The following is a 22,734-nucleotide window of genomic DNA, read 5'->3' as shown; positions in this document are numbered from 1 at the left end:
GACGACACCTCGGCGGCCGCAACCACCCCAGCCATCAGGCGACAGGGCCGAAGCGGCGCTGTCGGCGCGAGCGGTCTCGGGACCGGGTGCCCGGTCAGGTTTTGCGAGAGGTGGCCGCGACCGCGAGGTCGGCCAGCGCCGAGCGCGCCTCCTCGGTGATCGGCGCGTCGGCCAGCGAGGCGAGCGACTCCTCCAGATACCTGGCGATCATCTCCTCGCACTCGTCGAGCGCCCCGCTCCCCTCGATGATCCCGCGCAGCTTGGCCACCCCCTCCGCGTCGAGGTCGGAGTCGCCGAGCAGCCGCCGCACGGTCGCCGCGTCCTCGGGCGTCGCCGCGGCCAGCGTGCGGGCGATGAGCATGGTGCGCTTGCCCTCACGCAGGTCGTCACCCGCGGGCTTGCCCGTCTCCACCGGGTCGCCGAACACCCCGAGGATGTCGTCGCGCAGCTGGAAGGCGATGCCGACGCGGTTGCCGTACTCCACGCACAGCTCCTCGATCCACGGCGCGCCGCCGCCCGCCGCCAGGGTGAGGCCCAGTCTGAGCGGCTGCTCCACGGAGTACTTGCCGCTCTTGTACAGCGCCACCCGCAGCGCCGAGTCGAAGGTGTTCTCGCCGTGGGCCTGCTCCAGCAGGTCGAGGTACTGCCCGCACATCAGCTCGGTGCGCATGTGGTCGTGGTACGGCTGGGCGACCTCCAGGTGGGGCAGGCCGCTCGAGCGCCACATCTCCCCGGACCAGATGAGCAGCAGGTTGCCCAGCAGGACCGCCGCACCCTCGCCGAACTGCTCGGCCGAGCCGTACCAGTCGCTCTTCTCGTGCAGGCGCTGGAACCGGCGGTGCGCCGAGGGCATACCCCTGCGCAGGTCGCTCTTGTCCATCACGTCGTCGTGCACGAGGGCGCTGGCCTGCAGCAGCTCCAGCGAGGCGGCGGCCACGAAGATCCCGGGCTCGTCGCCGCCGCCCGCCGCGCGCCAGCCCCAGTAACAGAAGGCGGGACGCAGCCGCTTGCCGCCCGAGAGCAGCTCCCTGGCCGCGTTGAGCAAGGGTGCGAGATCCGGGCCGTTGACGATGGGGCGTTGCCGGTCGAGGAACTCCCCGAGGGACCGATCCACCTCGGTGCGGAGGGTGTCCATGCTCATGCCATGAGAGTAACGGGCTGTAGCTGGGGTTTCGATCTCCCGCTCCCGTCATATGGACGTGACGGCGGGGCCCGGCTTCGTACCGGTAGCCTTGGATTATGGCTCTGGGTCAACCCTCCGTCCTTCCCGATCGCGTCCCCACCGTCCGTGATCTGCTTGCCTCCGGCGAACGTTCCTTCTCCTTCGAGTTCATGCCGCCGAAGAACGAGGAGGGTGAGAGGCAGCTCTGGCGCTCCATCAGGGAGCTCGAGGCGCTCCGGCCGACCTTCGTCTCCGTGACCTACGGAGCGGGCGGCTCCACCCGAGACCGCACCGTCGACATCGTGGAGCGCATCGCCCACGAGACCACGCTCACGCCCGTCGCGCACTTCACGGCGGTCAACCACTCCATCCGCGAGCTGCGTCACCTCGTCGGCCGCTTCGCCGACGCGGGCGTGCGCAACATCCTGGCCGTGCGCGGCGACCCGCCCGGCGACCCCAACGGCGAGTGGGTCCAGCACCCCGAGGGCGTCCTCTACGCCGAGGAGCTGGTCAAGCTGATCCGGCAGTCGGGCGACTTCTGCGTCGGCGTCGCCGCCTTCCCCTACAAGCACCCGCGCTCGGCCACCATCGAGTCCGACACCGACTACTTCGTCAACAAGTGCCGGGCCGGAGCCGACTACGCGATCACCCAGATGTTCTTCCAGGCCGACGACTACCTGCGCCTGCGCGACAGGGTGGCGGCCAAGGGCTGCGACACCCCGATCATCCCGTGCATCATGCCGGTCACGAACATCGGCACGATCGCCAGGTCGGAGCAGCTGTCGGGCGCGCCGTTCCCGGCCGCGCTCGCCGCGCGGTTCGAGGCCGTCGCCGACGACCCGGCGGCGGTGCGCAGGCTGGGCATCGACGAGGGCGCGAAGCTGTGCCAGCGGCTGCTCGACGAGGGCGCGCCGGGCATCCACTTCATCACCTTCAACCGCTCCAGCGCCACCCGCGAAGTCTTCCAACTCCTCCAGCCGGCGGCGCTGTCCGCCTGACCCCAAAGATCATCCGGTACGGCGAAGCCGGTCTGGCGCCCCCGCTCCGCACGGGGCGCCGTCCGTCGCGGGGGTGCGCCCAGCGGGACTTCGCCTCCGCTGTCACGGCGAAGGTTTCAAGGCCGACGATCCTGACGTGACGGCGGCGAGCCGGAGTCCCGCTGGAGAACGCGTGATGGACGGGCGCTCAGCGGTGACCCCGGTGGGCATGACCGGGCTTGCCGTACAGGATGAAAAAGGATCAGCGGAGGGGGAGGACCGCGCCTGCGATGGCGTAGTGCTCGTAGCCGCCAGGGAAGACGAACTGGGTGAGCAGGTCGATGAAGCCCAGCGTGCGGTAAAGATGGCGGGCGGCGGTGGGGAGGTCGTGGGTCGACAGCACCACCGAGCGCTCGGGCCGCCCCTCGCACAGCGCGCGGATCAGCGTCCTGCCGATGCCCTTGCCCTGGTAGTCGGGGTGGACGTGGACCTCCGCCAGCTCCAGTGAATCGCCGAGCCACGCCTCGGCCACCTCGGTGCCCGACTTCTCCTGCATCGCGCGGTAGACGACGTCGTGCCACCACTGTCCGGGCATGCCGTGGAAGCCGTAGGCGAAGCCCGCCGTCGTGCCGCCGGGCAGCTCGGCGAACAGGCAGTGGAAGCCCGGGTTCGCGCCGTGGCCGCGCATGATCGCCTGCCGCCCGGTGATCTGCTCCACAGGAGGGTGCATGGCGGCGGTGTAGATGCTCATCACCGTCTCGAGACGGTCGGTGAACTCCGCAGGTCCCGCGCCGCGGATCTCGATCACTCGACCTCGACCGCCGTACCGCCGGTGATGCGCAGCAGCTCGTCGAAGGTGGTGGGGAAGACCGCGTGCGGGTGGCCGCCCGCCGCCCAGATCACCTCGTGCTTGCCGAGCCAGGTGTCGACCAGGGTGCGGATGGGCGCGGGGTGCCCCACGGGACCGACCCCGCCGATGGGCTGCCCGGTCGCCGCGCGCACGAACTCGGGCGTGGCCCTGCGCACCTTGGCGGCTCCCGCGGTGCGGGCGATCAAATTCACGTCCACGTTGTGCGCGCCGCTGGTGAGCACCAGCAGGGGAGCGCCGTCGGCGTCGAAGAGCATGCTCTTGACGATGGCGCCGACGTCGACGCCCACCGCCGACGCCGCCTCGGCTGCGGTGCGCGCGGAGTCCGGCAGGACCACGATCTCACCTGTGGCACCCAGCTCGCGCAGGGCCGACGCCACGCGGGCGGCGTTGGGGTGCAACTTTTCGGGCATGGGCCCACTCTAAACAGATTGACCAATGGATTGCCGAGGCATGGTGGTGCGCTAGGGTCCTTTGATTCGATTGTTAACCATTTGAGGGGATGGATGGCATGAGGCCTCCACGTCAGCTCGGTCTGGCTGCTCTCCTGACGGCTGGGACCGTCGTTCTCTCAGCGTGTGGCTCGGTGGCCGCCCCCCAGGACGTGCGGCCCGTGGCGGGGGCCACGCGGGTCGTGCAGGCCCCCGTCGCCGCGGCCGGCGTGCTGGTGAAGGCCGGTGCGGTCACCGCGCCGGGCAAGACGCTCAAGCTCGGTTCCAAGGGCTCGGCGGTCAAGTGGCTCCAGCAGCGCCTGAAGAACCTGCGTTATCTGCCGGGCAAGGTCGACGGCAGGTACGGCGGCACCACGCTCGCCGCGGTGTGGGCCTTCCAGAAGGTGAACGGCATCAAGCCGTCCAGCACCATCGGCAAGCGCACGTGGGCGGCGCTGGAGAACCCGAAGACGCCCAAGGTCCTGGTCCCGAACGGCAAGCCCTCCAGGGCCGAGGTCAACCTGTCCAAGCAGATCATGGTCCTCTACGTCGACGACCAGGTGAAGCTGATCACGCACATCTCCTCGGGCAGCGGCGTGGCCTACTGCGAGACGGCCGTGTGGCAGGGCAAGTCCCAGCGCTTCTGCGGGTCGGCGACCACGCCGACGGGCAACTTCAGGACGACGTGGCGGGCCTCCGGCTGGCACCGGTCCTACCTGGGGCAGCTCTACAACCCGATCTTCTTCAACGGCGGGATCGCCTTCCACGGCGCGCTGTCGGTGCCGCTGTACCCGGCCTCGCACGGCTGCGTGCGGCTGCCGATGAACGTGGCCGAGGTGCTGCCCGGCCTGCTCGCCAAGGGCGTTCCCGTGCACGTCCGCGGCCGCTTCTCCCGCTAGACCGGGGGCGGCCGCGCCGGTCCCGCGCGACCCGGGCGCGCCCTTCACCGGCGCGCGCCCATGGGGACTCCGGGCAAGTCCGCTTCCCAGTTCGCGCCCGGTGGGGGCCTCGGGTGGTCAGGTCTCCAGTTCGTGCCAGAGCGCCTCGGGGACCGGGTGGTGGAAGTCGGCGACGTTGGACGCGACCTGTTCGGGGGTGTGGGCGCCGATGAGGATCGAGCGCACCGCCGGATGCCTGAGGGGAAAGCGCATCGCCGCCGTCGCCAGCGGCACCCCGTGCCTGGCGCAGGCCTCCGCGTAGCGTCGCACCTCGGGCGGGGCGTCCGGCGGGGGAGCGGCCAGGTCGCCGCGGTGGAACAGACTCGCGGCCACCACGGGGATGCCGCGCGACAGGCAGAGCGGCAGCAGCTCCTCGAAGGCGGACCTGCGTAGCAGCGTGACCTGGTTGGCGGCCAGCAGCACGTCGGGGTCGGCGTGCCTGACGAACTCCACCAGCATCTTCGACTGGTTCATCCCGACCCCTATCGCCTTCACCACCCCCTGGGCCCGCAGCTCGGCGAGCGTGGCGAAGCCCTCGTCGAGCGCCTGAGGCCAGTGCTGGTCGGGGTCGTGGATCAGCAGCGTGTCGACGTGGTCGAGGCCGAGGCGGTCGAGGGAGTCGGCGACGCTGCGCAGCACGCCGTCACGGCTGAAGTCCCACTCCGCGTGCCTGTCGCCGGGCACGGCGAACGGAACGGGCGCGCCGGGGCCCGGCCGTACGAGCCTGCCGACCTTGGTGGAGATGACGAACTCCGTGCGCGGCAGGCCGCGCAGGACCCGGCCGAGACGCCGCTCGGACAGGCCGAGGCCGTAGAAGGGAGCGGTGTCGAACCTGCGGATGCCCGCCTCCCACGCCGCCTCGACGACCGCCTCGGCCTGGGCCTCGGAGATGGGGCGCAGGTAGTTGCCGAGGGGCCCGCCCCCGAGTCCGAGAGCGGGCAGCGTCACATGCGCTCCAGGTGCAGCCAGGTGGTGACGATTTCGGAGACGGCCTCCAGGTGGTGGTCCTCGCCCGGCTCGACGATCAGCACGTCGCCGGCGGCGAAGCCCGAGGACTCCCCGTCGAGGTGGACGCGGCCGGTGCCGGAGAGAATGAGGAAGATCTCGGGGTCGGGGTGGGTGTGCGGGCCCCTGGCGTGGCTGATCTCGCCTGGCGCCAGCGTGGACACCCCGCCCGAGTGCACCCGATAGCCGGGCAGCCCCACCCCGTGCCCGAAGGCGGCCAGCGTGCTCCTACGCATCGTGTTGCCGTCCCTTCCCCGGGCCGGGCGTGCACCTACGCATCGTGTTCCCGTCCCTCCATCGGGCCGGGGGTGCCCCTACCCATCGTGTTCCCGTCCCTTCCCCGGGCGCCTACGCAAGGACGTCCGCCTCCTTCGCGGCCCGGTCGAGGGCGGCCAGCTCGTCGTCGGTGAAACCGAGCCGGTCGACGGCGGCGACGTTCGACTCCAGCTGGGCGGCGCTGGACGCGCCCACCAGCACCGAGGTGACGCGCGGGTCGCGCAGCGCCCATGCCAGCGCCATCTGCGCCACGGTCTGCCCCCGCTCGGCGGCGATGGCGCCGATCGCGCGGACGAAGCCGACGACCTCGGGGGTGACGTCGCTCCTGCCGAGGAAGCGGCCCTCGGCGGCGCGCGAGTCGTCGGGGATGCCGTCGAGGTAGCGGTCGGTCAGCAGACCCTGCGCCAGCGGCGAGTAGACCACGCAGCCGACGCCCTCCCTCTCGAGCACGGACAGCAGCTTCTCCTCGATGCCGCGCCTGATCATGGAGTAGCGCGGCTGGTGGACCAGCAGAGGAGTGCCCAGGCCGCGCAGCAGGGCGGCGATCTCGGTGGTGGCCTCGGGGCTGAAGTTGGAGACGCCGACGTAGAGCGTCCTGCCGGTGCGGACCAGGTGGTCGAGCGTGGCCGCCTGCTCCTCCAGCGGTGTCTCGGGGTCCTCGCGGTGCAGGTAGAAGATGTCGACGAAGTCGAGGCCCAGCCGGTCGAGGGAGCGGTCGAGCGTGGCAAGCAGGTGCTTGCGGGAGTTGCCCTTGCCGTACGGGCCGTCCCACATGGGGTTGCTGCCCTTGGTGGAGACCACGATCTGGTCGCGCAGCGGGCGCAGGTCGCGCCGGTGGATCGCGCCGAAGGTGTGCTCGGCCGCGCCGAGCGGCGGGCCGTAGCGGTCGGCCAGGTCGAAGTGGGTGATGCCCAGGTCGAGCGCCTTGAGCAGGATCTCTCGCTGGCTCTCCAGAGTCCTGCCGTCGCCGAAGTTGTGCCACAGCCCCAGGGAGATCGCGGGCAGCAGCAGCCCGCTACGGCCACACCTGCGGTACGGCTGGCGATCGTGGTTCACATCGTTCCCATCTGGTTCGGTTACCTTCCCGCGATGCCGGTCAGCGTGACACCGCGGATGAACGTCTTCTGCGCCACGAAGAACAGGATCACGATCGGCAGCATGGAGACAAGGGCGACCGCCATCATCTGGTTGTACTGCGTGGCGTACTGGTCGGTGAACATGGCCAGGCCCAGCGGGAGCGTGAACTTCTCCGTCGTGCGGATGTAGATCACCGACTCCAGGTACTGGTTCCAGTTGCCCACGAAGGAGAACAGGCAGATCGCCGCGATCGCGGGCTTCGACAGCGGCAGCATGATTCGCCACAGGATGCGCAGCTCCGAGGCGCCGTCGATGCGGGCGGCGTCGATGAGCTCCTGCGGGATCGTGGTGAAGAACTGGCGCAGCAGGAAGATGTAGAGCGCCACGCCGAAGAACTCGGGCACCACCAGGGGCAGGTAGGTGTCGACCCAGCCGAGCTTGGAGAACAGGATGAACTTCGGCACCAGCGTGATCTCGCGCGGGATCATCATGGTGGCCAGCAGCGCCGCGAACATGAGGCCGGCCGCCCTCGCCCGCATCCTGGCGAAGGCGTAGGCGGGCAGGACGCACGAGACGAGGTTGCCGAGCATCGACAGCGCGGTGATCAGCACCGTGTTGAGCAGGAAGGTGTTGAACGGCAGGGAGCCAAACCAGCCGCGCTCGTAGTTCTCCCAGTGGAAGGAGTCGGGCAGCCACTGCGGGGGGAAGGCCAGGTTGGCCTCGTCCGACTTCAGTGAGGTCGTCACCATCCACAGGAACGGCAGCAGGAACACCACGGTGGCGATCGCCAGCAGGATGTAGGCGCCCGAGCGCCTGATCCGCCTGATCCGCTCGGCCTGCTGCGAGGTCAGCTGGGCGGGCGCCGCCGTCTTCCTCAGGAACATCACGGCGTCCTCACCTGGCGAACTCGTAGTGGACCCAGCGCCTGGCCAGGCCGAACTGGATCAGCGTGACGGCGATGATGAGCGCGAACATCGCCCAGGACAGCGCCGCAGCGTAGCCCATGTCGAAGTAGACGAAGGCGTGGCGGTAGATGTAGAGGCCGAGCACCATCGTCGCGTTGCCGGGCCCGCCCTCGGTCATGACCAGGATCAGCACGTAGCCCTGCAGCGCCGCGATGAAGCCCGTCACCACGTTGAAGAAGATGACGGGCGACATCATCGGCACCGTGACGCTCCAGAACCTGCGCCACCAGCCCGCGCCGTCGATCTCGGCCGCCTCGTAGAGCGTCTTCGGGATGCCCTGGAGACCGGCCAGGTAGATGACGATCGTGTTGCCCGCGCCCCACACGCTCATCAGCACCAGCGCGGGGATCGCCCACTCCTGCGAGGCCAGCCAGCCCGGGCCCTGGACGCCGACGGCCGCCAGCACCTTGTTGATCAGGCCGTAGTCGGGGTGCAGGATGTTCAGCCACAGCAGCGCGGTGGCCAGGCCGGAGACGACCGACGGCATGTACATCACGGTGCGGAACAGGCCCTGGAAGCGCAGCGGCTGGTTGAGCAGCAGCGCCAGCAGGAAGGTGAAGGTCACGCCGAGCGCCACCGAGCCCAGGCCGTACTGGAAGGTGTTCTCCAGCGACTCCCAGAACTCCGGGTCGGAAAACATCCGCTCGTAGTTGGCGAACCCCACCCACACCGGCGACCTGAGCAGGTTCCACTGCATGAAGCTGATGACGACCGCGGCGACGATCGGGCCCGCGGTGAACAGGACGAACCCGATCAGCCACGGCGAGACGAACAGGTGGAAGCGCCGCGCCTCGCGGCGGGCGAGGACGGTGCTCATCACGCGATCTTGTTCTCGGCCAGCAGCGGGGCCACCTTGTCGGCGATCTCCTTGAGCGCCGTCTCGGCGTCGACCTTGCCGATCATCGCGCGCTCCCAGATCGGCTTGGCGGTGTCCACGATCTTCTTGGTCGCCGGCATCCGCATGACGCCGTCACTGGTGGCGTAGTCGGCCAGGATCTCCTTCACCAGCTCGGCGGTCTCCTTCGGGATGCCGAGCGCCTCGGCGTTGGGCAGCCACGCCGACTGGCGGGCGGGGGCGCTGATCCTGCGGAACTGGTAGCCGGAGGTCGATAGGTACTCGTACATGTAGATCCACGCGGCCTCCTTGTTCTGCGAGGAGGCGGGCATCACCAGCGCGCTGCCGACCGCCGGGCTGAAGCGGCCCTGCGGGCCCTTCGGCACGTGCGTGGCGCCCCACTTGAACGCCTTCTGCTTGGACAGCTCCGTCATGATCCAGGCACCGTTGATGTGCATGGCCGCGTGGCCGGACTTCCACGGGTCCACCTTCTCCAGGAGCAGCTCCTCGGCGAGGCTGGGTGTGACGCCGTCCTTGACCAGCAGGTCCAGCCACATGCTCATGGTCTTGACGGCCTCGGGCGAGTTGATCACCACCTGGGTCTCGTCCGGAGACAGGAAGCGCCCGCCGTACGGCATGAGGAAGACCGTCGACAGGTCGGGGGCGGGCTTCGGGGACGGCGAGAAGCCGAAGATCTTCGTGGCGCCCGAGCCGCTCTTGAGCTTCTTGGCGGTCTCGATCATCTTCTCGAAGGTCCACGTCTCGTCCGGGTACTTCAGCCCCGCCTTGTCGAAGATGTCCTTGTTGAAGTAGAGCAGCTTGGGCGCCATGTCGGTGGGCAGGCCGTACAGCTTGCCGTCCCGCCGGAAGTAGGCCAGGCCCGCCTCGGGCAGGTCCGCCATCCCGAAGTCGGGTGTCCTGGCGATGAACTCGTCCAGCGGATGGACGATGCCGTTGGCGATGAAGTTCTGCGTCCAGGAGTAGTGGTTGTACATCACGTCGGGCAGCGAGCCGCCCGCCGCCTGGGCCATGTACTTGGTGAGGAAGGAGTCGAACGTCGAGGTCTCGCGCCTGATCTCGATGTTCGGGTGCCGCTGCTTGAAGAAGAAGTCGAACTGCGCGTTGCGGACCTCGGCGATCACGTCGGAGGTGTTCGCGATCGTGATCACGACCTTCGACGACGGGTCGGGCACGTTCGTCTTCGGCCAGGTCAGCGACCTGTTGAGCGCCTCGGCCTGCTCGAAGGGCCAGGTCTCGTTGCCCGGCCGGTTCGGGTCGAGGGTCGGCACGCCCGACTTCACCGGCGCGGCGGCCTGCTTCTGCTGGCGGGTGTCCCCCGCGCACGCGCTCAGCGCAGGGACGGCGGCGGCCGCCACCGCGAGAGCCAGGATCTGTCGGCGGTTCATGTCCATGGGGGGTGGCCTTTCACAGGAAGAGCTCGATCACCGGCACGGCCACGTCGGGTCGTTGCACCGGGAGCTGGAGGGTGAGGGTGCCCGGCGGGAGCGCCCCGAGCTTGGTGTGGCCGCTGTCGCGCGCGGGGTCGGGGACCAGCCTTCGGATCTCCGAGCCGTCGTTCAGCAGCTGCGCGTAGCGGACCCGGCCCGCGAGCCCCGGCAGGTGCAGGTGCCGGTACGGCCAGGCGAGCAGGTGCACGTACAGGCGGTCGCCGCGCTGGGTGTAGCGGCAGTCCTGTGGCGCCTCGAAGGCGCTGGGCCCGGCGCCGTAGACGGCCCGGCCGTGCAGCCGCATCCACTCGCCGATGCCCCGCAGGGTCTCCAGCGCTCTGGGGTCGAAGGCGCCGCGTCCGTCGGGCCCGACGTTGAGCAGCAGGTTGCCGTCCTTGGAGACGGTGTCGACGAGCATCCTGACGAGCAGGTCGACGGGTTTGTAGTCGAGATTGTCCCGGTCGTAGCCCCAGCTGCCGTTGAGCGTCTGGCAGGCCTCCCACACCTCGCCGGGTGGCGCCGGCGGCTGGAACTGCTCGGGAGTGACGAAGTCGCCGGGGATCTCCAGCCGGTTGTTGACCAGGATGCCCGGCTGGAGCTCTCGCACCAGCCGCATCAGCTCCGCCGACCGCCAGTCGGCGGCGCCCTTGCCGCCCGGGGTCGGCTTCCCGTCTCGCAGCCGCGTGGAGTAGGAGAAGTCAAACCACATCGTGTCGATCCGGCCGTAGCGGGTGAGCAGCTCCTCGACCTGCCCGTGCAGGTACCGCCGATATTTCGCGATGTCCCGCCAGGGCTCCTCGACCCTGCCGTGCAGCGGGTGGAGGCCGTCGATGGGGAAGTCGGGGTGGTGCCAGTCGAGCAGCGAGTGGTAGAAGCCCACGCCGAGGCCCCTGGCGCGGAAGGCCGCCACGATCGGGCCCACCAGGTCCTTGCCGTACGGCGTGCCGGCGACCGAGTAGTCCGTCAGCGCCGAGTCCCACAGGCAGAAGCCGTCGTGGTGCTTGGTCGTCAGCACCATGTAGCGCATCCCCGCGCCCGCGGCGGCCTCCGCCCAGGCGTCGGGGTCGAACAGGTCAGGATCGAAGTGGTCGAAGTAGGGCTGGTAGTCCGCGTCGGTGAGGTGCTCCCGCTGCTTGACCCACTCGTGGCGGGCGGCGAGCGCGTAGAGGCCCCAGTGGATGAAGAGGCCCAGGCGTTGCTCGCGGAACTCCGCCAGACGCGCCGAAGAGGTCCGATGATTCAGCGCGTCGGCATGCGGTCCGTGAGGCATGGCCGTACCGTAGACCGGGTAATTAACTTCGTCAAGAATTGAATTGCAAGCGCTTGCAACTTAGGCTCTGCCCCACTGTGAAGGCGGTCCCCTCCGCGAAAGACCTGAAAGAGGCCCCTGACATGCCGACGTGGAACCTTCGTGCCGAGGATCTGGAAGCGATCCTGCGCCTGTCACCCGACGGTGAACTCACGTGGGAGGTCTCGCGGGGCGGTTGTCCAGTCATCCGACGCTCCCGCCTCGGGCTGGTGACCGCCCACGAGGACCTGACCAGGGGGCTGGTGTTCGAGGGGATCGCGAGCGAGGCGATCGAGGAGTCCTACGGCACGGTGACGGGCAAGCGCCGCGAGCACCGCTACACCGCGACCGAGTGGCGGCTCGGCTTCGCCAGGAACGGGCACCGGCTGGTGCTGCGCGTGAGGATCGGCGGCGGCGGGGTGGCCTACCGCTACGAGGTGCCGTGGTCGGGTCCGGTGACCGTGTGCGAGGAGCGCTCCGAGTACGTGCTGGACCCGGGGGCGAGGGCGGTGCTGCTGCCGTACGAGAACGGGCGCTGCGACTACGAGGAGATCCACCGGCACACCACGGTCGGCGCGGCCGAGCCCGTGCACTACGGCTACCCCTCGCTGTTCCAGGTGGGGGAGAGCTGGCTGCTGGTGACGGAGGCCGATCTCGACAGTGGTTACGCGGGCTCCAGGCTGGCCTTCGACGGCACCGCGTTCAGGCTCGACCTGCCCGACCCCTACGTCACGGCGGCCAGCCCGTTGCGGACGCCGTGGCGGACCGCCGTCATCGGCGACCTGGCCTCGATCGTGGAGAGCGACCTGGTCACCAGCCTCGCCGCGCCGTCCAGGGTGGCCGACACCTCGTGGATCAGGCCGGGGGCGGCGGCCTGGTCGTGGTGGTCGGACGGGCCCTCCACCCGTGACCTCGAGGCGCAGCGGCGCTGGGTGGACTTCGCCGCCGAGCAGGGCTGGCCGTACGTGCTCGCCGACGCCGGCTGGAACAAGGAGTGGATGCCCTCGCTGATCTCCTACGCGGCGCAGAAGGGCGTCGGGGTGTTCCTCTGGTCGCACTGGCAGCACGTGGACACCGAGCTGGAGCACCGAGAGAAGCTCGCGCTGTGGAAGGAGTGGGGCGCGGCCGGTGTGAAGATCGACTTCACCGAGTCCGACGGACAGGACCGGATGCGCTGGTTCGACGCCATCCTGGCCGCCACCGCCCGGCTGGAGCTCATGGTGGTCTTCCACGGCGGCACCATCCCGCGCGGCACCGAACGGACCTGGCCGCACTTCATGACCGCCGAGGCCGTCAAGGGCGCGGAGTGGATCAAGCCGAAGCCCGGCAAGGAGCCGCTCTATCCAGCCACGCACTACCTCTCGCTCGCCTTCACCCGCAACGTGCAGGGGCCCATGGACTTCACGCCCTGCACCTTCACCGCCGTGCGGACCATCTCCGCGGGCTTCGAGCTCGCGCTCGCGGTGCTCTTCGAGTCGGGGATCCAGCACTTCGCCGACAGCATCGAGAGCTACCGGTCGCGGCCCGAGGCCGCCGCGCTCCTCGCCCAGGTGCCCACCGCGTGGGAGGAGACCAGGCTGCTGTCCGGCGACCCCGCCGACCACATCCTGCTGGCCAGGCGCGAGGGCGGGCACTGGTACGTCGGCGCGGGCGTCGCCGGGCCCGCCCGCACGCTCACCGTGCCGCTCGACTTCCTCGCGGAGGGGGAGTGGGCGGCCGACATCTACAGGGACGCCCCGGGCGACCGCGTCCTGGCCGAGACGGTGACGGTCATCGCGGGAGACAAGCTCGCCATCCCCGTGGCCGCCGACGGCGGCTTCACCCTCCGCCTGACCCGCTAGACCAGCACCCTCAGGAGACACCGATGCCCCGCCTGCCAGCCCTGCTGTTAACCGTCGCCCTGCTGATGCCCGCCATCCCCGCTGCCGCTGCTCCCGCTGCCACCGGGCCCGTCGTCGCCGACCCCGGCGCGAGCGCCCACGGACCCAAGTGGGAGCTGCGCTGGAACCCCAGCCCGCGCAAGGACGGGCTCAACGCCTTCGAGGCGCTGGAGGACGATAGGCGCGGCTCGCACCCCGAGGGCTTCCCGCACGTCTACCCCGAGGGCGACGCCTACCGGTTCGACGCCCACCTGGTCGACCGCGACGGCTCCGACCGCATGCGCAACGAGGTGCGGGGCATGCGCGACTCCGCGGGCAGGCCGTTGGAGATACGCAAGGACGAGACCTGGCGCCTCAGCTACCAGATGTACCTCCCCGACACCCTCGACGCGACCACCGCCTTCACCCACATCTGGCAGGTGAAGACCTCCGACACCGGCACGCCGGTCATGCAGCTGACGCTGCCGATCAAGAACGGCGTGCCGAAGATCGAGGCCCGCTACTGGACGCTCGCCGACAACCAGGTCCACCCGTTCGCCACCCACGACCTGGCCGCGATCCAGAACAAGTGGGTCACGGTCACGCTGGAGTGGAAGTCGTCCGACGACGGCTACCTGCGCTGGGCGATGCACGACGGCCGTACGACGCTCGTCGACGCGCGGGCCGACCACATCGACCTCTACTGGAGCGAGGAACAGTACAACCGTCCCAAGTGGGGCATCTACCGAAGCATCAGGAGCGCGGGGCTCCAGGACACCCACATGCTGATCAAGGACCTCAAAGCCTGGCAGCTCGGTCCCGCCACCCCGCCCGTCCAGCTGCCCGAGCCCGACCGCTCGCCCGGCGCGTACGAGGCCGAGCGGGCCGGCAACGTCTTCGAGGGCGCGGCCGAGCCCGTCTACTGCAGGATCTGCTCGGGCGGGCGCAAGACCATCCTGATCGGCGGCAACACCTACGACTACACCGTGGTCAGGGGCATCCTCTCGGAGACCACCGCGACCAGGCAGCTGACCGTCCACGCGGTCGTCAACGGCGCCCAGTCCTTCAGGATCAGCGTCAACGGCGCCGACTCGATCGAGGTGCCCATGACCGGCACCCCCGACCGGATCACCACCACGACGGTGCCGGTGCCGCTCATCGCCGGCGTCAACACCATCCGCTTCTTCCACCTGGGCGCGCGAACCCCCGAGCTCGACAAGATCGTGATCAGATGAGCGGCCACGTCTCCCGGCGGGGACTGATCGCCGGCGCCGGGCTCGTCATGGCGGCGGGCTGGACCGGCGCCCTGCCCGCCCACGCCGCCACCCCCTGGCAGTCCAGGCTCGTCCGTTACGGCACGCATGGGCGCCTCGTCTACGAGCAGGACGCCGAGGGCAACCGCGTCCCCGACTTCAGCCACGCCGGATACCGCAACGGCGAACGGCCCATCCCGCACCTGCCCGTCGTCAGGACGATCCGGCCGATCGAGGGCGACAACACCGCGCACCTCCAGGCCGCGCTCGACGAGATCGCCGCGCTGCCCCGCGAACGGCGCGGCGCGCTGCTCCTGCTGCCCGGCCATTACCCGGTCGCCGGAACGATCAGAATCCGCGCCGACGGCATCGTGCTGCGCGGCGTGGGCGACGGCGCCGACCCGAGCGCCAACACGATCATCAAGGCCACCGGCAACGACCCGAGGAACCGTGACGTGATCGTGGTCGGCTCCGGCGCGGGCGGGTGGAAGGGCGAGGTGCCGGGCACCCGCACCGACATCACCACGGACGTCGTCCAGGTGGGCGAGCGCCGGTTCGAGGTGGCCGACGCCGGGACGCTGCGTCCCGGCGACACCATCGTCATCGTCCACCCGTGCACCGACGCGTGGCTGCGGGCCATCGACTACGGCGGGCACGACACCGGTCCGCCGTGGAAGGTGGGGGAGCACCCCCTGATCTACAACCGCCGCGTCCGTGAGGTGTCGGGCTCCACGGTGACCATCGACGTCCCGGTCTTCAACCATCTCGACCGGGCCCTGTCGCAGTCCCACCTCTACCGGTGGGACAGGTCGGGGCTGGTCAGCGAGGTGGGCGTCGAACGGCTGCGCGTCGACATCGAGTACGCGGGCGACCCCGAGCAGGACGAGGAGCACGCCTACAACGCGATCGTGCTGCTGGGCACCGAGGACTCGTGGGTGCGCGACTGCACGATGCTGCACTTCACCCAGGCGGGCGTGGCCACCCAGGAGACCACCAGGGCCACGATCGAGAACTGCAGGGCCATCGATCCGGTCAGCGTCGTCACCGGCAGCCGCCGCTACAACTTCAACGCCTACACCTACTCCCAGCAGGTGCTCTTCCGCGACTGCTACGCCTACAAGGCCAGGCACGCCTTCGTCTCCAACGGCCACAGCACGGTCTCGGGCGTGGTGTTCCTGCGCGGCACCTCCGAGTACGCCCTCAACTCCAGCGAGGGGCACCGCCGCTGGTCGCAGGGCCTGCTGTTCGACGGCCACCGCGACCTCGACCCGCATTACGGCTACACGCTCGGGCTGTACAACAGGGGCCGCTACGGCACCTCGCACGGCTGGTCGGCGGCCCACTCGGTGGCGTGGAACTGCGACGTGTCGACGAGCAGGCTCATCGTGCAGAAGCCGCCGACCGCGCAGAACTACGCGATCGGCTGCAGGGGCACGATCACCGGCGACGGCCCCTTCAGGCAGCCCGAGGGATACATCGAGGGCGCCAACCGGCCGGGGCTGGCCATTCCCTCGCTCTACGAGGCGCAACTCCTCGACCGGCGGCGCTCCGGCGGTTTCTGAGAACTCCCGGCTCCGGCGCGCTTCGCCGCCGGAGCCGGGCCTTCGACGGCTACACCCGAACCCTCAACAAGCCGCCGGTCGGGACCGTGACGGCGCAGGGCAGCGTCACCTCGGCCGCGCTCACGGGCCGGCCCGCGCAGTCGGCCACCGTGGCGGTCGCGCGCCCCTCGCCGGTCAGCACCACCTGGTCGCAGTCGTCGGCGTTGGCCACCAGGAGCGTCCCCTCGGCGGGCACGGCCACCGGCATCGGCGCGTACCTGCCCACGATCGTGACCCCGCCTGCGCTCGCCCGCACCTGCGGATAGACCAGGTCGGGCCTGGACGGCTCGAACAGCCCGCCCTGCAGGACCTCGGCGTGCTCCTTCACGAACGACAGCCAGAACCTGAGCACCTCGGTCTGCCCGGGCGTCTGCGCGGCCAGGTCCACCGAGATCTGCGGCACCGCGAACAGCACGTTGATCAGCTGCGCCGCGATCCGCGCGGGACTCTCCGACGGGTGCCACATCATCATGTCCGCGTGGACGGCCAGCGGGCCCGCGATCAGCCGCAGGTCCACCGTCCGCTGGCGGTTGTGCGCGGGGCTGAGCGGGCAGTCCGAGGCCCGGATCATGGTCGCGTACGGCCACAGCCCAGGACTCGTGTACGGCTGGCGCAGCTCCACCAGCGACCCCTCCGGCAGCCTGGCGCCGAGCTGGGCCATCAGGCGGCGCACGCCCTCGGTGACCGACGCGCAGTCGGCCTCGGGGCCCGGCTCGGGCGGGTTCTCGACCGCGAACTGGTCGATGAAGTCGATCTTCAGCCCGTCCGTGCCCCACTCCTCGACGGCTCTGGCCAGCCGGTCGGACAGCAGGTCGCGGACGAACGGGTAGCGCGGGTCGACGATGGCCGCGTTCATGTGCTCCTTGAAGGTCAGCGTGTAGGGACGCACCCGCTCCCACAGCGCGGTGTGCCGCCCGACGAAGGGCAGGGCGTACCAGAGCAGGTAGGCCATGCCGTGCTCGCGCACCCGCGCCACGTGCTCGGCGACGCGGGGGATCGCCGGATCCCACTCGCCGACGTAGCCGTAGCCGCGTCCCCTGTCGTCGCTGTGCCAGCCGTCGTCGACGATGATGGCCTCGCAGCCCAGCGCGGCCGACAGCGCGGCCTGCCGTTCGACGGACTCGGCGGTGACGTGCTGCTGCATCGCGTACCAGGTGGAGTAGGCGGGCATCCGCGCGGCTCGGGGCACCTGCCCCGGGGTGCCCCACCACGCGGCCACGTCGGCCAGCGTCCGCGCGAAGTGCCGGCGGCTGAGGTCGAGGCGCAGCGCGAGCCCGGTCTCGGGGGCGGCCTCGTGCTCCACCCAGAACCCGAACTCGCCGGTCTCCTCCACCACCCCCGTACGCGTCTGGACCGGCCTGACCACCTCGCCGACCGCGAACGTGCACACCGCCACGTCTCCCGCGCCGATCAGGCAGCCGACGGGCGCGCCCTTCTCCAGGGAGGCGGTGCGCGGCTTGCGCCAGAAGGGCGGCAGCCCTCGGTGCTCGTTGCTGTCGTGCGTCCAGTAGGCCGTCACGTCCACGCAGGGCAGCCGCCAGGCGATCCTGACCACTCCTGGTGCTGCGGGCCGTACCAGGAGCTCCAGGACGCCCTGGGGGCTTTCTGTGACATTCCAGGCGAGCGGGGAGGAAGAGGTGGCTTCGAGAACGAGCCGTCCCGCCGGGATCTCCGTGGTGCGCAGGCCGCCGTCGGCCTGGTCGTGGGGCTGCCAGATCTGGGTGGTCGTCAACGGGGGTCCTCTCTAGAGCGTGAAGAGCGTCTGGATGGCCACCGCGGCGGCCCCCCTGGCCCACTGCTCGAAGGGCCTGGGCCGCAGAATCAGCCGGCAGTCGGCGGCCGCGCCGAAGGCCTGACCGGCGAAGGCCGACGTGATCGCCTCCTCGAACAGGCCGTAGGAGGCCAGCCCCGCCACGTCGCCGGTCACGATGATCCGCTCGGGGCCGACCAGGTTGGCCATCGCCGCCATCGCCAGGCCGATCGCGTGGCCCGCCCTGGCGAAGACGGCCATGACGGCCTCGTCGCCCGCGTGCGCGGCCGCGATCGCCCCGTCGATGGTCAGCGCGGGGTCGCCCGTGGCGGCGCGGGCGGCTCTGAGGATGGGCGCGGTCCCCGCGACGGCCTCCACGCACCCGCGCCCGCCGCAGTGGCAGGCCGGGCCCTCGCCGTTGACCGGGATGTGGCCGATCTCGCCGGCCACCCCGTGGGAGCCCGCGACCACCTCGTTGTTGACCACGAGCCCGCAGCCGATCCCGACCCCCAGGGTGACCAGCGCGAACGACGGGGCCCCGATGCCCTCGCCGAACCACTGCTCGGCCACGGTGAGCGCCTTGACGTCGTTCTCGACCGTCACGCTCAGCCCCGTCGCCCGCGCGACCAGCCTGGCCAGCGGGACCTGCCGCCACGACAGGAAGGGGGAGTAGCGCACGTCGCCCGCGGCCCTGTCGACGTCACCGGAGACGGCCAGGCCGAGAGAGTGGCAGCGCTGGCCGTAGGCGGGGGAGGCGGCGAGCAGGTCGGCGACGAGGGCGGCGATGTCGGCCACCACGCTCTCCACCGCGAAGTCGGTCAGCGGCCTGCGCGCCGAGGTCAGCACCTGCGCCCGCAGGTCGGTGACCACGCCGATCAGCTCGTCCCCGGTGATCTTCACCCCGCCGAAGAACTCCCTGTCCGGCCTGATCGCCAGCGGGCTGGCCGGACGTCCGGCTCCCGGCCCCGAGCGCTCGGTGGCCTCGAGCTCCTCGAGGTAGCCCGCCTCGATGAACGGCCGCGCGGCCTTGGTGACCGCGGCGGACGACAACCCCGTACGGCGGGCGATCTCCACCCTGGACACCGGGCCCTGCGTCAGGACCATGGTGAAGACGGTGGCGGCGGCGGGGCTGGTGAGCGGTTCGGGACGGCGCTCAGGGGCAAGCATGAGCGCATCCTACCAGTAATTAACTTCGTCAAGAATTGAATTGTGCCCTGGTCGACCGGGCTGTCAGCTCCGGATGCCGAGCGAGTCGAGGCCGTTCGCGGCGATCTCGATCGCCCGGCGCGCGGCCGTCCAGGCGGCCTCGCGATCCTCGCCCCTCGACAGGGTCATGACGGCCGCCAGCTTCGCCGCGCCCACCATGGAACCCACGGCGGCCGCCGCCGCCACGGGGTCGAGTTCGTCGGGGTAGGCCGCGCACAGCGCCTCCGCCAGCCGTCGCTGGCTGTCGAACAGCAGATGGAGCGCCCTGGCCTGGAGCGCGGGCACGGCCGTGATCAGGTGGAAGCGCTCGGCGGCGAGGTCGTCCTCCCACTTCGCGCCCGCCTCCACCGCCCTGGCCAGCAGCGCGGTCACCGACTCTCCCGGCAGCCGCCGGCCGGCGATGGCGAGGGTCTCGCTCAGGCGCTCCTCGGTGTCGAAGAAGACCACGTCCTCCTTGCCCGCGAAGTAGCTGAAGAACGTCCGAGTCGAGACCTCCGCCGAGGCGGCGATCTCGGCCAGCGTGGTCTGCTCGTAGCCCTTCTGCGCGAAGAGCCGCATCGCGCCGGTGACGAGCGCACGCCTGGTGCGGGCCTTCTTACGCGCTCGAAGTCCCGTGTCGTCCTTCATGGAACCAAAATACTGCACTGATTGAGATTTTGCATCTGATGATGTTTCATGGAAGGAGTGGATCTCACGAAGGAGTGCGGCATGACCTATCCGATAAGCCGTCAGCGCAGGTTCGACGCGGACATGAGCATCTACGGCGTCCACAGCCTGCGGGTGACGTGGTGAGGGTCACGGCCGACACGGGGGTGTGCATAGGGGCGGGCATGTGCGCGCTGACCGCGCCCGCCGTCTTCGACCAGAGCGAGGAGGAGGGCCTGGTCGTGGTGCTCACGGCCGAGGTGCCGGCCGGTCAGGAGCAGGCCGTCAGGCGGGCCGTCACCCTCTGCCCCTCGGGCGCCCTGGCGGCCCATTGATCGAACCTGTGTTCGCGGAATCGGTTGACATCCACGGTCATCGAAATTATGTTCGATGACAAGACGTGAGGCTCGCGGCTCACGTCGAAGGACCTGGTCGCGGGCGTCGCCACCCCCATGCGGGGCCCGCGGTCGGGTCCCCCGGGCGAAGGGCGCGTCCTCGTCGTCGGCGGAGACGAGTGGGCGCGCCCTGGCCGGACGGGGAGAGGGGAAGCTCCTCGTCCGGCCGCCCGGCGGAAATGTCGGTGGGGTCTGCGAATGTTGGCTCCACCGGCGGAAACGCCGGGAGCCGCCAAGACCCCTCAAAGGAGGCTGGCATGACGACACGGCTCAGCGACACGCACGGGCCCCGACTGTCGCCCGCGGTCAGGGCACACCTCACCGATTCACGCAGCTGCCTGGCCGAGGCCGCGACGGCCCGCACTCCTGCGTCCCGATACGTGGCCGCCCATCTCGCGGCACTGCGCGCGGCGGCGGCGATCCTGGCCGCCCGTCCCCGCCCGATGGAGGGCCGCAGGCGTCGCCTGCGCAGCGCGTGGGAGCTGCTGCCCGAGGCGGAGCCGAGGCTCGCCGACTGGGCGGGTTACTTCTCGATCAGCGCCGCCAAGCGTGCCGCCGCGGAGGCCGGCATGGTGCGCGGCGTGACCCTCGCCGACGCCGACGAGCTGCTGGCGGAGGCCGAGACGTTCGTCTCCACGGTCGAGGAGATCCTCGGCGTCCCCGGCCAGCCCGTCCTCCCCGTCGACGTCCCCCTCGCCGGCTGACCTGTGAGCCGCCCCCGTCGCGGCTCACGGTCCGCCCAACGCCCGGGCGTCAACACCCCCGTCGACACCCGCCGGCGCGCGTCTCAGGTCGTGGGCGGGGTGGTGCTCGCCGGGTCGCCGCGCACCAGGTCTCGGAAGGCGGGGCAGTCGACGAGTGGGTCGTGGGCGCACGATGCCGCATGGCGCAGGCTGTCGCGCATGCGGGTGAGCTGGGCGATGCGCCCGTCGAGCTCGTCGGCCTTCTGCGCGACGCGCTCGCGCAGCGTCTCGTCGGACGGCTTGGCGTGCAGCAGGGCGGCGATCTCGGTCAGGGTGAACCCGGCGCTGCGCGCGCACGCGATCAACGCCAACCGGCTGAGCGTCTCGGGCTCGTAGGCCCGCCTGAGACCGTTGCGCCCGACGGCGCTGATCAGCCCCTTGCGTTCGTAGAAGCGCAGTGCGGAGGCGGCGAGCCCCGACCGCTGGGCCACCTCACCGATGTCGAGCAGCATTCACGAGCTCCCTTGACTTGAACCGCGCTTCAAGTCGCAGTCTAGGGCGCATGACGACAGTTCACCATCTGAACCTGGGGTCCATGCGCACCATCGACCCCACCTACGACGGTCTCGAGTCCGCGGCGGCGGTCTGCCACGCGCTGCTGGTCGAGACCGACGCGCACGGCCTGGTGCTGGTGGAGACCGGGCTGGGCCACGACTCCGTCGACAGGCCTGGAGAGGTCCTCGACCCCGAGTGGGTGGAGCTGGTCTCGCCGCGGCTCGACAGGGCCGAGACCGCGCTCAGCCGGCTCGCCCGGCTGGGGCACGACCCCGCCGATGTGCGGCACATCGTGCTGACCCACCTCGACGTCGACCACGCGGGAGGGCTGCCCGACTTCCCGCGGGCGCAGGTGCACGTCATGGCGGCGGAGTACGAGGCGGCGATGGCCGAGGGGCCCAGCCGCCGCTACCGTCCCGCGCACTGGGCGCACGGGCCGCTCTGGGAGACGTACGGCGCGGGCGAGGGGGAGGAGTGGTACGGCTTCGCGGGAGTCCAGGCGCTGCGCGGGCTGCCGGAGGACGTGCTGCTGGTGCCGCTGGGCGGGCACACCGCCGGGCACGCGGCGGTCGCCGTACGGGAGGGGCAGGGATGGTTGCTGCACGCGGGGGACGCCTACTTCTACCACCGCGAGCTGGAGCCAGGCAGCCCCGAGTCGCACCCGCTGCTGGACGTCGTGCAGCTGGACTCGCAGGTGGACGCCAGGCTGCGGATCGAGAACCAGGGCAGGCTGCGGGAGCTGGCACGTGAGCACGGGGCCGAGGTGAGCGTCTTCTCCGCCCACGACCCATGGGAGTTCGCCCGCTACCAGCCCCAGGCCTGACCGAGACCTGAGCGAAGGGAGAGCCGGAGATCGGAGGGCGGAGGAAGGAGCGGCGGGAGAAGGGAGCGGCGGGAGCGGCGTGGTGGGAGGGGTGCACGCGGAGGGTGGGGCGGCGCGGCCGGGGAGCGGTAGTGGAAACGGCGAAGGGGCGCTCCGGAGTTCGGAGGCGCCCCTTCGTGCGAGCGTGCGAGGGGTTAGAAAGACTCGACGGCGCGGCGGGCCTCCGCGTCGAGTACGCCCCAGCTGATCAGCTCCTCCGTCAGTTCACTGGGCGACTTGTCATAAATGACGGCAAGCGAGCGCAGGTCCTCCTGGCGGATGGACAGCACCTTGCCGTTGTAGTCGCCACGCTGGCTCTGGATGGTGGCCGCGTAACGCGCCAGCGCGCCCGCCTTCTCCTTGGGCAGCGTCGCCAGGCGCTCCAGGTCGATCACAAGCTTCGGCGTCGGCCCGAGCGGGCTGGGCGCCGCGCCGCCGGGCAGCAGCTCGGAGACCGGCACACCGTAGAAGTCGGCAAGCTCGGCAAGCTTCTGCACCGTGACCGCACGGTCGCCGCGCTCGTAGGAACCCACGACGACGGCCTTCCAGCGTCCCCGCGACTTCTCTTCGACTCCGTGCAGGGACAGGCCCTGCTGGGTGCGGATGGCGCGGAGTCGTGCACCCAGCGACTTGGCGTACTCAGACGGCATCGTGT

23 protein-coding genes are annotated in these 22,734 nt (G+C 70.5%); 8 read left to right on the top strand and 15 right to left on the bottom strand.

Annotation, left to right across the window (positions count from 1 at the left end; genetic code table 11):
- Positions 1-94: 94 nt before the first annotated feature.
- Positions 95-1,141, bottom strand: a complete 1,047-nt coding sequence (locus H4W81_RS21220) for a polyprenyl synthetase family protein (RefSeq protein ID WP_192776409.1) — start codon at positions 1,139-1,141, stop codon at positions 95-97.
- Between the two features lie 98 nt (positions 1,142-1,239).
- Between H4W81_RS21220 and metF the strand changes: the two genes are divergently transcribed.
- The gene (gene metF / locus H4W81_RS21215) at positions 1,240-2,160 is read left to right on the top strand and encodes a methylenetetrahydrofolate reductase [NAD(P)H] (protein ID WP_192776408.1); all 921 of its coding nucleotides are present in this window, start codon (positions 1,240-1,242) and stop codon (positions 2,158-2,160) included.
- Positions 2,161-2,401: 241 nt separating this feature from the next.
- On the opposite strand, the gene H4W81_RS21210 is transcribed toward metF, so the two are convergent.
- Together H4W81_RS21210 and H4W81_RS21205 are read right to left on the bottom strand one after the other, a co-directional pair.
- Positions 2,402-2,947, bottom strand: coding sequence for a GNAT family N-acetyltransferase (locus H4W81_RS21210; RefSeq protein ID WP_192776407.1), 546 nt, complete (start codon positions 2,945-2,947; stop codon positions 2,402-2,404).
- Positions 2,944-3,420, bottom strand: coding sequence for a YbaK/EbsC family protein (locus H4W81_RS21205; RefSeq protein ID WP_192776406.1), 477 nt, complete (start codon positions 3,418-3,420; stop codon positions 2,944-2,946). Before H4W81_RS21205 ends, H4W81_RS21210 begins: the two co-directional genes overlap by 4 nt.
- A 173-nt stretch (positions 3,421-3,593) precedes the next feature.
- Here H4W81_RS21205 and H4W81_RS21200 point away from each other — a divergent pair, with 173 nt between their 5' ends.
- Entirely contained in the window at positions 3,594-4,337 is a 744-nt protein-coding gene (locus H4W81_RS21200) for a L,D-transpeptidase family protein (RefSeq protein ID WP_318781863.1), read from the top strand.
- Between the two features lie 117 nt (positions 4,338-4,454).
- Here the strand turns inward: H4W81_RS21200 and H4W81_RS21195 are convergent, their stop codons facing one another.
- The 7 genes from H4W81_RS21195 to H4W81_RS21165 all read right to left on the bottom strand — a co-directional run bounded on the left by H4W81_RS21195 (position 4,455) and on the right by H4W81_RS21165 (position 11,252).
- Positions 4,455-5,324 (bottom strand): aldo/keto reductase, encoded by an 870-nt coding sequence (locus H4W81_RS21195; protein WP_192776404.1) that lies wholly within the window; start codon positions 5,322-5,324, stop codon positions 4,455-4,457.
- Positions 5,321-5,617: a cupin domain-containing protein gene (locus H4W81_RS21190; protein ID WP_192776403.1), complete on the bottom strand. Its 297-nt coding sequence runs from the start codon at positions 5,615-5,617 to the stop codon at positions 5,321-5,323. The genes H4W81_RS21195 and H4W81_RS21190 overlap by 4 nt, the downstream gene beginning before the upstream one ends.
- A gap of 112 nt (positions 5,618-5,729) precedes the next feature.
- Positions 5,730-6,713, bottom strand: coding sequence for an aldo/keto reductase (locus tag H4W81_RS21185; RefSeq protein WP_192776402.1), 984 nt, complete (start codon positions 6,711-6,713; stop codon positions 5,730-5,732).
- 20 nt (positions 6,714-6,733) lie between these two features.
- Positions 6,734-7,618, bottom strand: a complete 885-nt coding sequence (locus H4W81_RS21180; RefSeq protein ID WP_192780953.1) for a carbohydrate ABC transporter permease — start codon at positions 7,616-7,618, stop codon at positions 6,734-6,736.
- Between the two features lie 10 nt (positions 7,619-7,628).
- The gene (locus H4W81_RS21175; RefSeq protein ID WP_192776401.1) at positions 7,629-8,516 is read right to left on the bottom strand and encodes a carbohydrate ABC transporter permease; all 888 of its coding nucleotides are present in this window, start codon (positions 8,514-8,516) and stop codon (positions 7,629-7,631) included.
- Positions 8,516-9,940, bottom strand: coding sequence for an ABC transporter substrate-binding protein (locus H4W81_RS21170; protein WP_192776400.1), 1,425 nt, complete (start codon positions 9,938-9,940; stop codon positions 8,516-8,518). The genes H4W81_RS21175 and H4W81_RS21170 overlap by 1 nt, the downstream gene beginning before the upstream one ends.
- Positions 9,941-9,959: 19 nt before the next feature.
- Positions 9,960-11,252, bottom strand: coding sequence for an alpha-L-fucosidase (locus H4W81_RS21165; RefSeq protein WP_192776399.1), 1,293 nt, complete (start codon positions 11,250-11,252; stop codon positions 9,960-9,962).
- 122 nt (positions 11,253-11,374) lie between these two features.
- Between H4W81_RS21165 and H4W81_RS21160 the strand changes: the two genes are divergently transcribed.
- The 3 genes from H4W81_RS21160 to H4W81_RS21150 are packed head-to-tail and all read left to right on the top strand — an operon-like array spanning position 11,375 to position 15,944.
- Complete coding sequence (locus H4W81_RS21160) at positions 11,375-13,111, top strand: glycoside hydrolase family 97 protein (RefSeq protein ID WP_192776398.1); 1,737 nt, start codon at positions 11,375-11,377, stop codon at positions 13,109-13,111.
- A 23-nt stretch (positions 13,112-13,134) separates the two neighbouring features.
- On the top strand, positions 13,135-14,364 hold the full coding sequence (locus tag H4W81_RS21155; RefSeq protein WP_192776397.1) for a heparin lyase I family protein: 1,230 nt from the start codon (positions 13,135-13,137) through the stop codon (positions 14,362-14,364).
- Positions 14,361-15,944 carry a pectate lyase family protein gene (locus tag H4W81_RS21150; protein WP_192776396.1) on the top strand — a complete coding sequence of 528 codons (1,584 nt, stop codon included), beginning with the start codon at positions 14,361-14,363 and terminating at the stop codon, positions 15,942-15,944. The genes H4W81_RS21155 and H4W81_RS21150 overlap by 4 nt, the downstream gene beginning before the upstream one ends.
- 49 nt (positions 15,945-15,993) lie before the next feature.
- Here H4W81_RS21150 and H4W81_RS21145 read toward each other — a convergent pair whose 3' ends face one another.
- The 3 genes from H4W81_RS21145 to H4W81_RS21135 all read right to left on the bottom strand — a co-directional run bounded on the left by H4W81_RS21145 (position 15,994) and on the right by H4W81_RS21135 (position 19,566).
- On the bottom strand, positions 15,994-17,715 hold the full coding sequence (locus tag H4W81_RS21145; RefSeq protein ID WP_192776395.1) for a glycoside hydrolase family 36 protein: 1,722 nt from the start codon (positions 17,713-17,715) through the stop codon (positions 15,994-15,996).
- Positions 17,716-17,727: 12 nt separating this feature from the next.
- A complete protein-coding gene (locus H4W81_RS21140) occupies positions 17,728-18,900 on the bottom strand; it encodes an ROK family transcriptional regulator (RefSeq protein WP_192776394.1) in 1,173 nt (390 codons plus the stop codon).
- Positions 18,901-18,963: 63 nt separating this feature from the next.
- Entirely contained in the window at positions 18,964-19,566 is a 603-nt protein-coding gene (locus H4W81_RS21135; protein WP_192776393.1) for a TetR/AcrR family transcriptional regulator, read from the bottom strand.
- A 161-nt stretch (positions 19,567-19,727) separates the two neighbouring features.
- Between H4W81_RS21135 and H4W81_RS47415 the strand changes: the two genes are divergently transcribed.
- A complete protein-coding gene (locus H4W81_RS47415) occupies positions 19,728-19,919 on the top strand; it encodes a ferredoxin (protein WP_318781862.1) in 192 nt (63 codons plus the stop codon).
- Between the two features lie 317 nt (positions 19,920-20,236).
- Entirely contained in the window at positions 20,237-20,683 is a 447-nt protein-coding gene (locus H4W81_RS21125; protein ID WP_192776392.1) for an SAV_6107 family HEPN domain-containing protein, read from the top strand.
- An 83-nt stretch (positions 20,684-20,766) separates the two neighbouring features.
- Here the strand turns inward: H4W81_RS21125 and H4W81_RS21120 are convergent, their stop codons facing one another.
- Positions 20,767-21,174 (bottom strand): MerR family DNA-binding protein, encoded by a 408-nt coding sequence (locus tag H4W81_RS21120; RefSeq protein ID WP_192776391.1) that lies wholly within the window; start codon positions 21,172-21,174, stop codon positions 20,767-20,769.
- A gap of 83 nt (positions 21,175-21,257) precedes the next feature.
- On the opposite strand from H4W81_RS21120, the gene H4W81_RS21115 reads away from it, so the two are divergent.
- Positions 21,258-22,040, top strand: a complete 783-nt coding sequence (locus H4W81_RS21115; protein WP_225958723.1) for an MBL fold metallo-hydrolase — start codon at positions 21,258-21,260, stop codon at positions 22,038-22,040.
- A gap of 194 nt (positions 22,041-22,234) precedes the next feature.
- Here the strand turns inward: H4W81_RS21115 and bldD are convergent, their stop codons facing one another.
- Entirely contained in the window at positions 22,235-22,729 is a 495-nt protein-coding gene (gene bldD, locus H4W81_RS21110) for a transcriptional regulator BldD (protein ID WP_026214021.1), read from the bottom strand.
- Positions 22,730-22,734 lie beyond the last annotated feature (5 nt).

Origin of the sequence: Nonomuraea africana (assembly GCF_014873535.1) — a bacterium.
GTDB lineage: Bacteria > Actinomycetota > Actinomycetes > Streptosporangiales > Streptosporangiaceae > Nonomuraea > Nonomuraea africana.
The sequence above is the reverse complement of the archived record's forward strand: the minus strand, read 5'-3'. Positions and strand labels throughout refer to the sequence as shown.

Coding starts and splice junctions, on each gene's coding strand:
- H4W81_RS21220 (WP_192776409.1), bottom strand. CDS start 1,141: ATGAGCATGGACACCCTCCGCACCGAGGTGGATCGGTCCCTCGGGGAG.
- metF (WP_192776408.1), top strand. CDS start 1,240: ATGGCTCTGGGTCAACCCTCCGTCCTTCCCGATCGCGTCCCCACCGTC.
- H4W81_RS21205 (WP_192776406.1), bottom strand. CDS start 3,420: ATGCCCGAAAAGTTGCACCCCAACGCCGCCCGCGTGGCGTCGGCCCTG.
- H4W81_RS21190 (WP_192776403.1), bottom strand. CDS start 5,617: ATGCGTAGGAGCACGCTGGCCGCCTTCGGGCACGGGGTGGGGCTGCCC.
- H4W81_RS21180 (WP_192780953.1), bottom strand. CDS start 7,618: ATGTTCCTGAGGAAGACGGCGGCGCCCGCCCAGCTGACCTCGCAGCAG.
- H4W81_RS21175 (WP_192776401.1), bottom strand. CDS start 8,516: ATGAGCACCGTCCTCGCCCGCCGCGAGGCGCGGCGCTTCCACCTGTTC.
- H4W81_RS21170 (WP_192776400.1), bottom strand. CDS start 9,940: ATGAACCGCCGACAGATCCTGGCTCTCGCGGTGGCGGCCGCCGCCGTC.
- H4W81_RS21165 (WP_192776399.1), bottom strand. CDS start 11,252: ATGCCTCACGGACCGCATGCCGACGCGCTGAATCATCGGACCTCTTCG.
- H4W81_RS21160 (WP_192776398.1), top strand. CDS start 11,375: ATGCCGACGTGGAACCTTCGTGCCGAGGATCTGGAAGCGATCCTGCGC.
- H4W81_RS21155 (WP_192776397.1), top strand. CDS start 13,135: ATGCCCCGCCTGCCAGCCCTGCTGTTAACCGTCGCCCTGCTGATGCCC.
- H4W81_RS21150 (WP_192776396.1), top strand. CDS start 14,361: ATGAGCGGCCACGTCTCCCGGCGGGGACTGATCGCCGGCGCCGGGCTC.
- H4W81_RS21140 (WP_192776394.1), bottom strand. CDS start 18,900: ATGCTTGCCCCTGAGCGCCGTCCCGAACCGCTCACCAGCCCCGCCGCC.
- H4W81_RS21135 (WP_192776393.1), bottom strand. CDS start 19,566: ATGAAGGACGACACGGGACTTCGAGCGCGTAAGAAGGCCCGCACCAGG.
- H4W81_RS21125 (WP_192776392.1), top strand. CDS start 20,237: ATGACGACACGGCTCAGCGACACGCACGGGCCCCGACTGTCGCCCGCG.
- H4W81_RS21120 (WP_192776391.1), bottom strand. CDS start 21,174: ATGCTGCTCGACATCGGTGAGGTGGCCCAGCGGTCGGGGCTCGCCGCC.
- H4W81_RS21115 (WP_225958723.1), top strand. CDS start 21,258: ATGCGCACCATCGACCCCACCTACGACGGTCTCGAGTCCGCGGCGGCG.
- bldD (WP_026214021.1), bottom strand. CDS start 22,729: ATGCCGTCTGAGTACGCCAAGTCGCTGGGTGCACGACTCCGCGCCATC.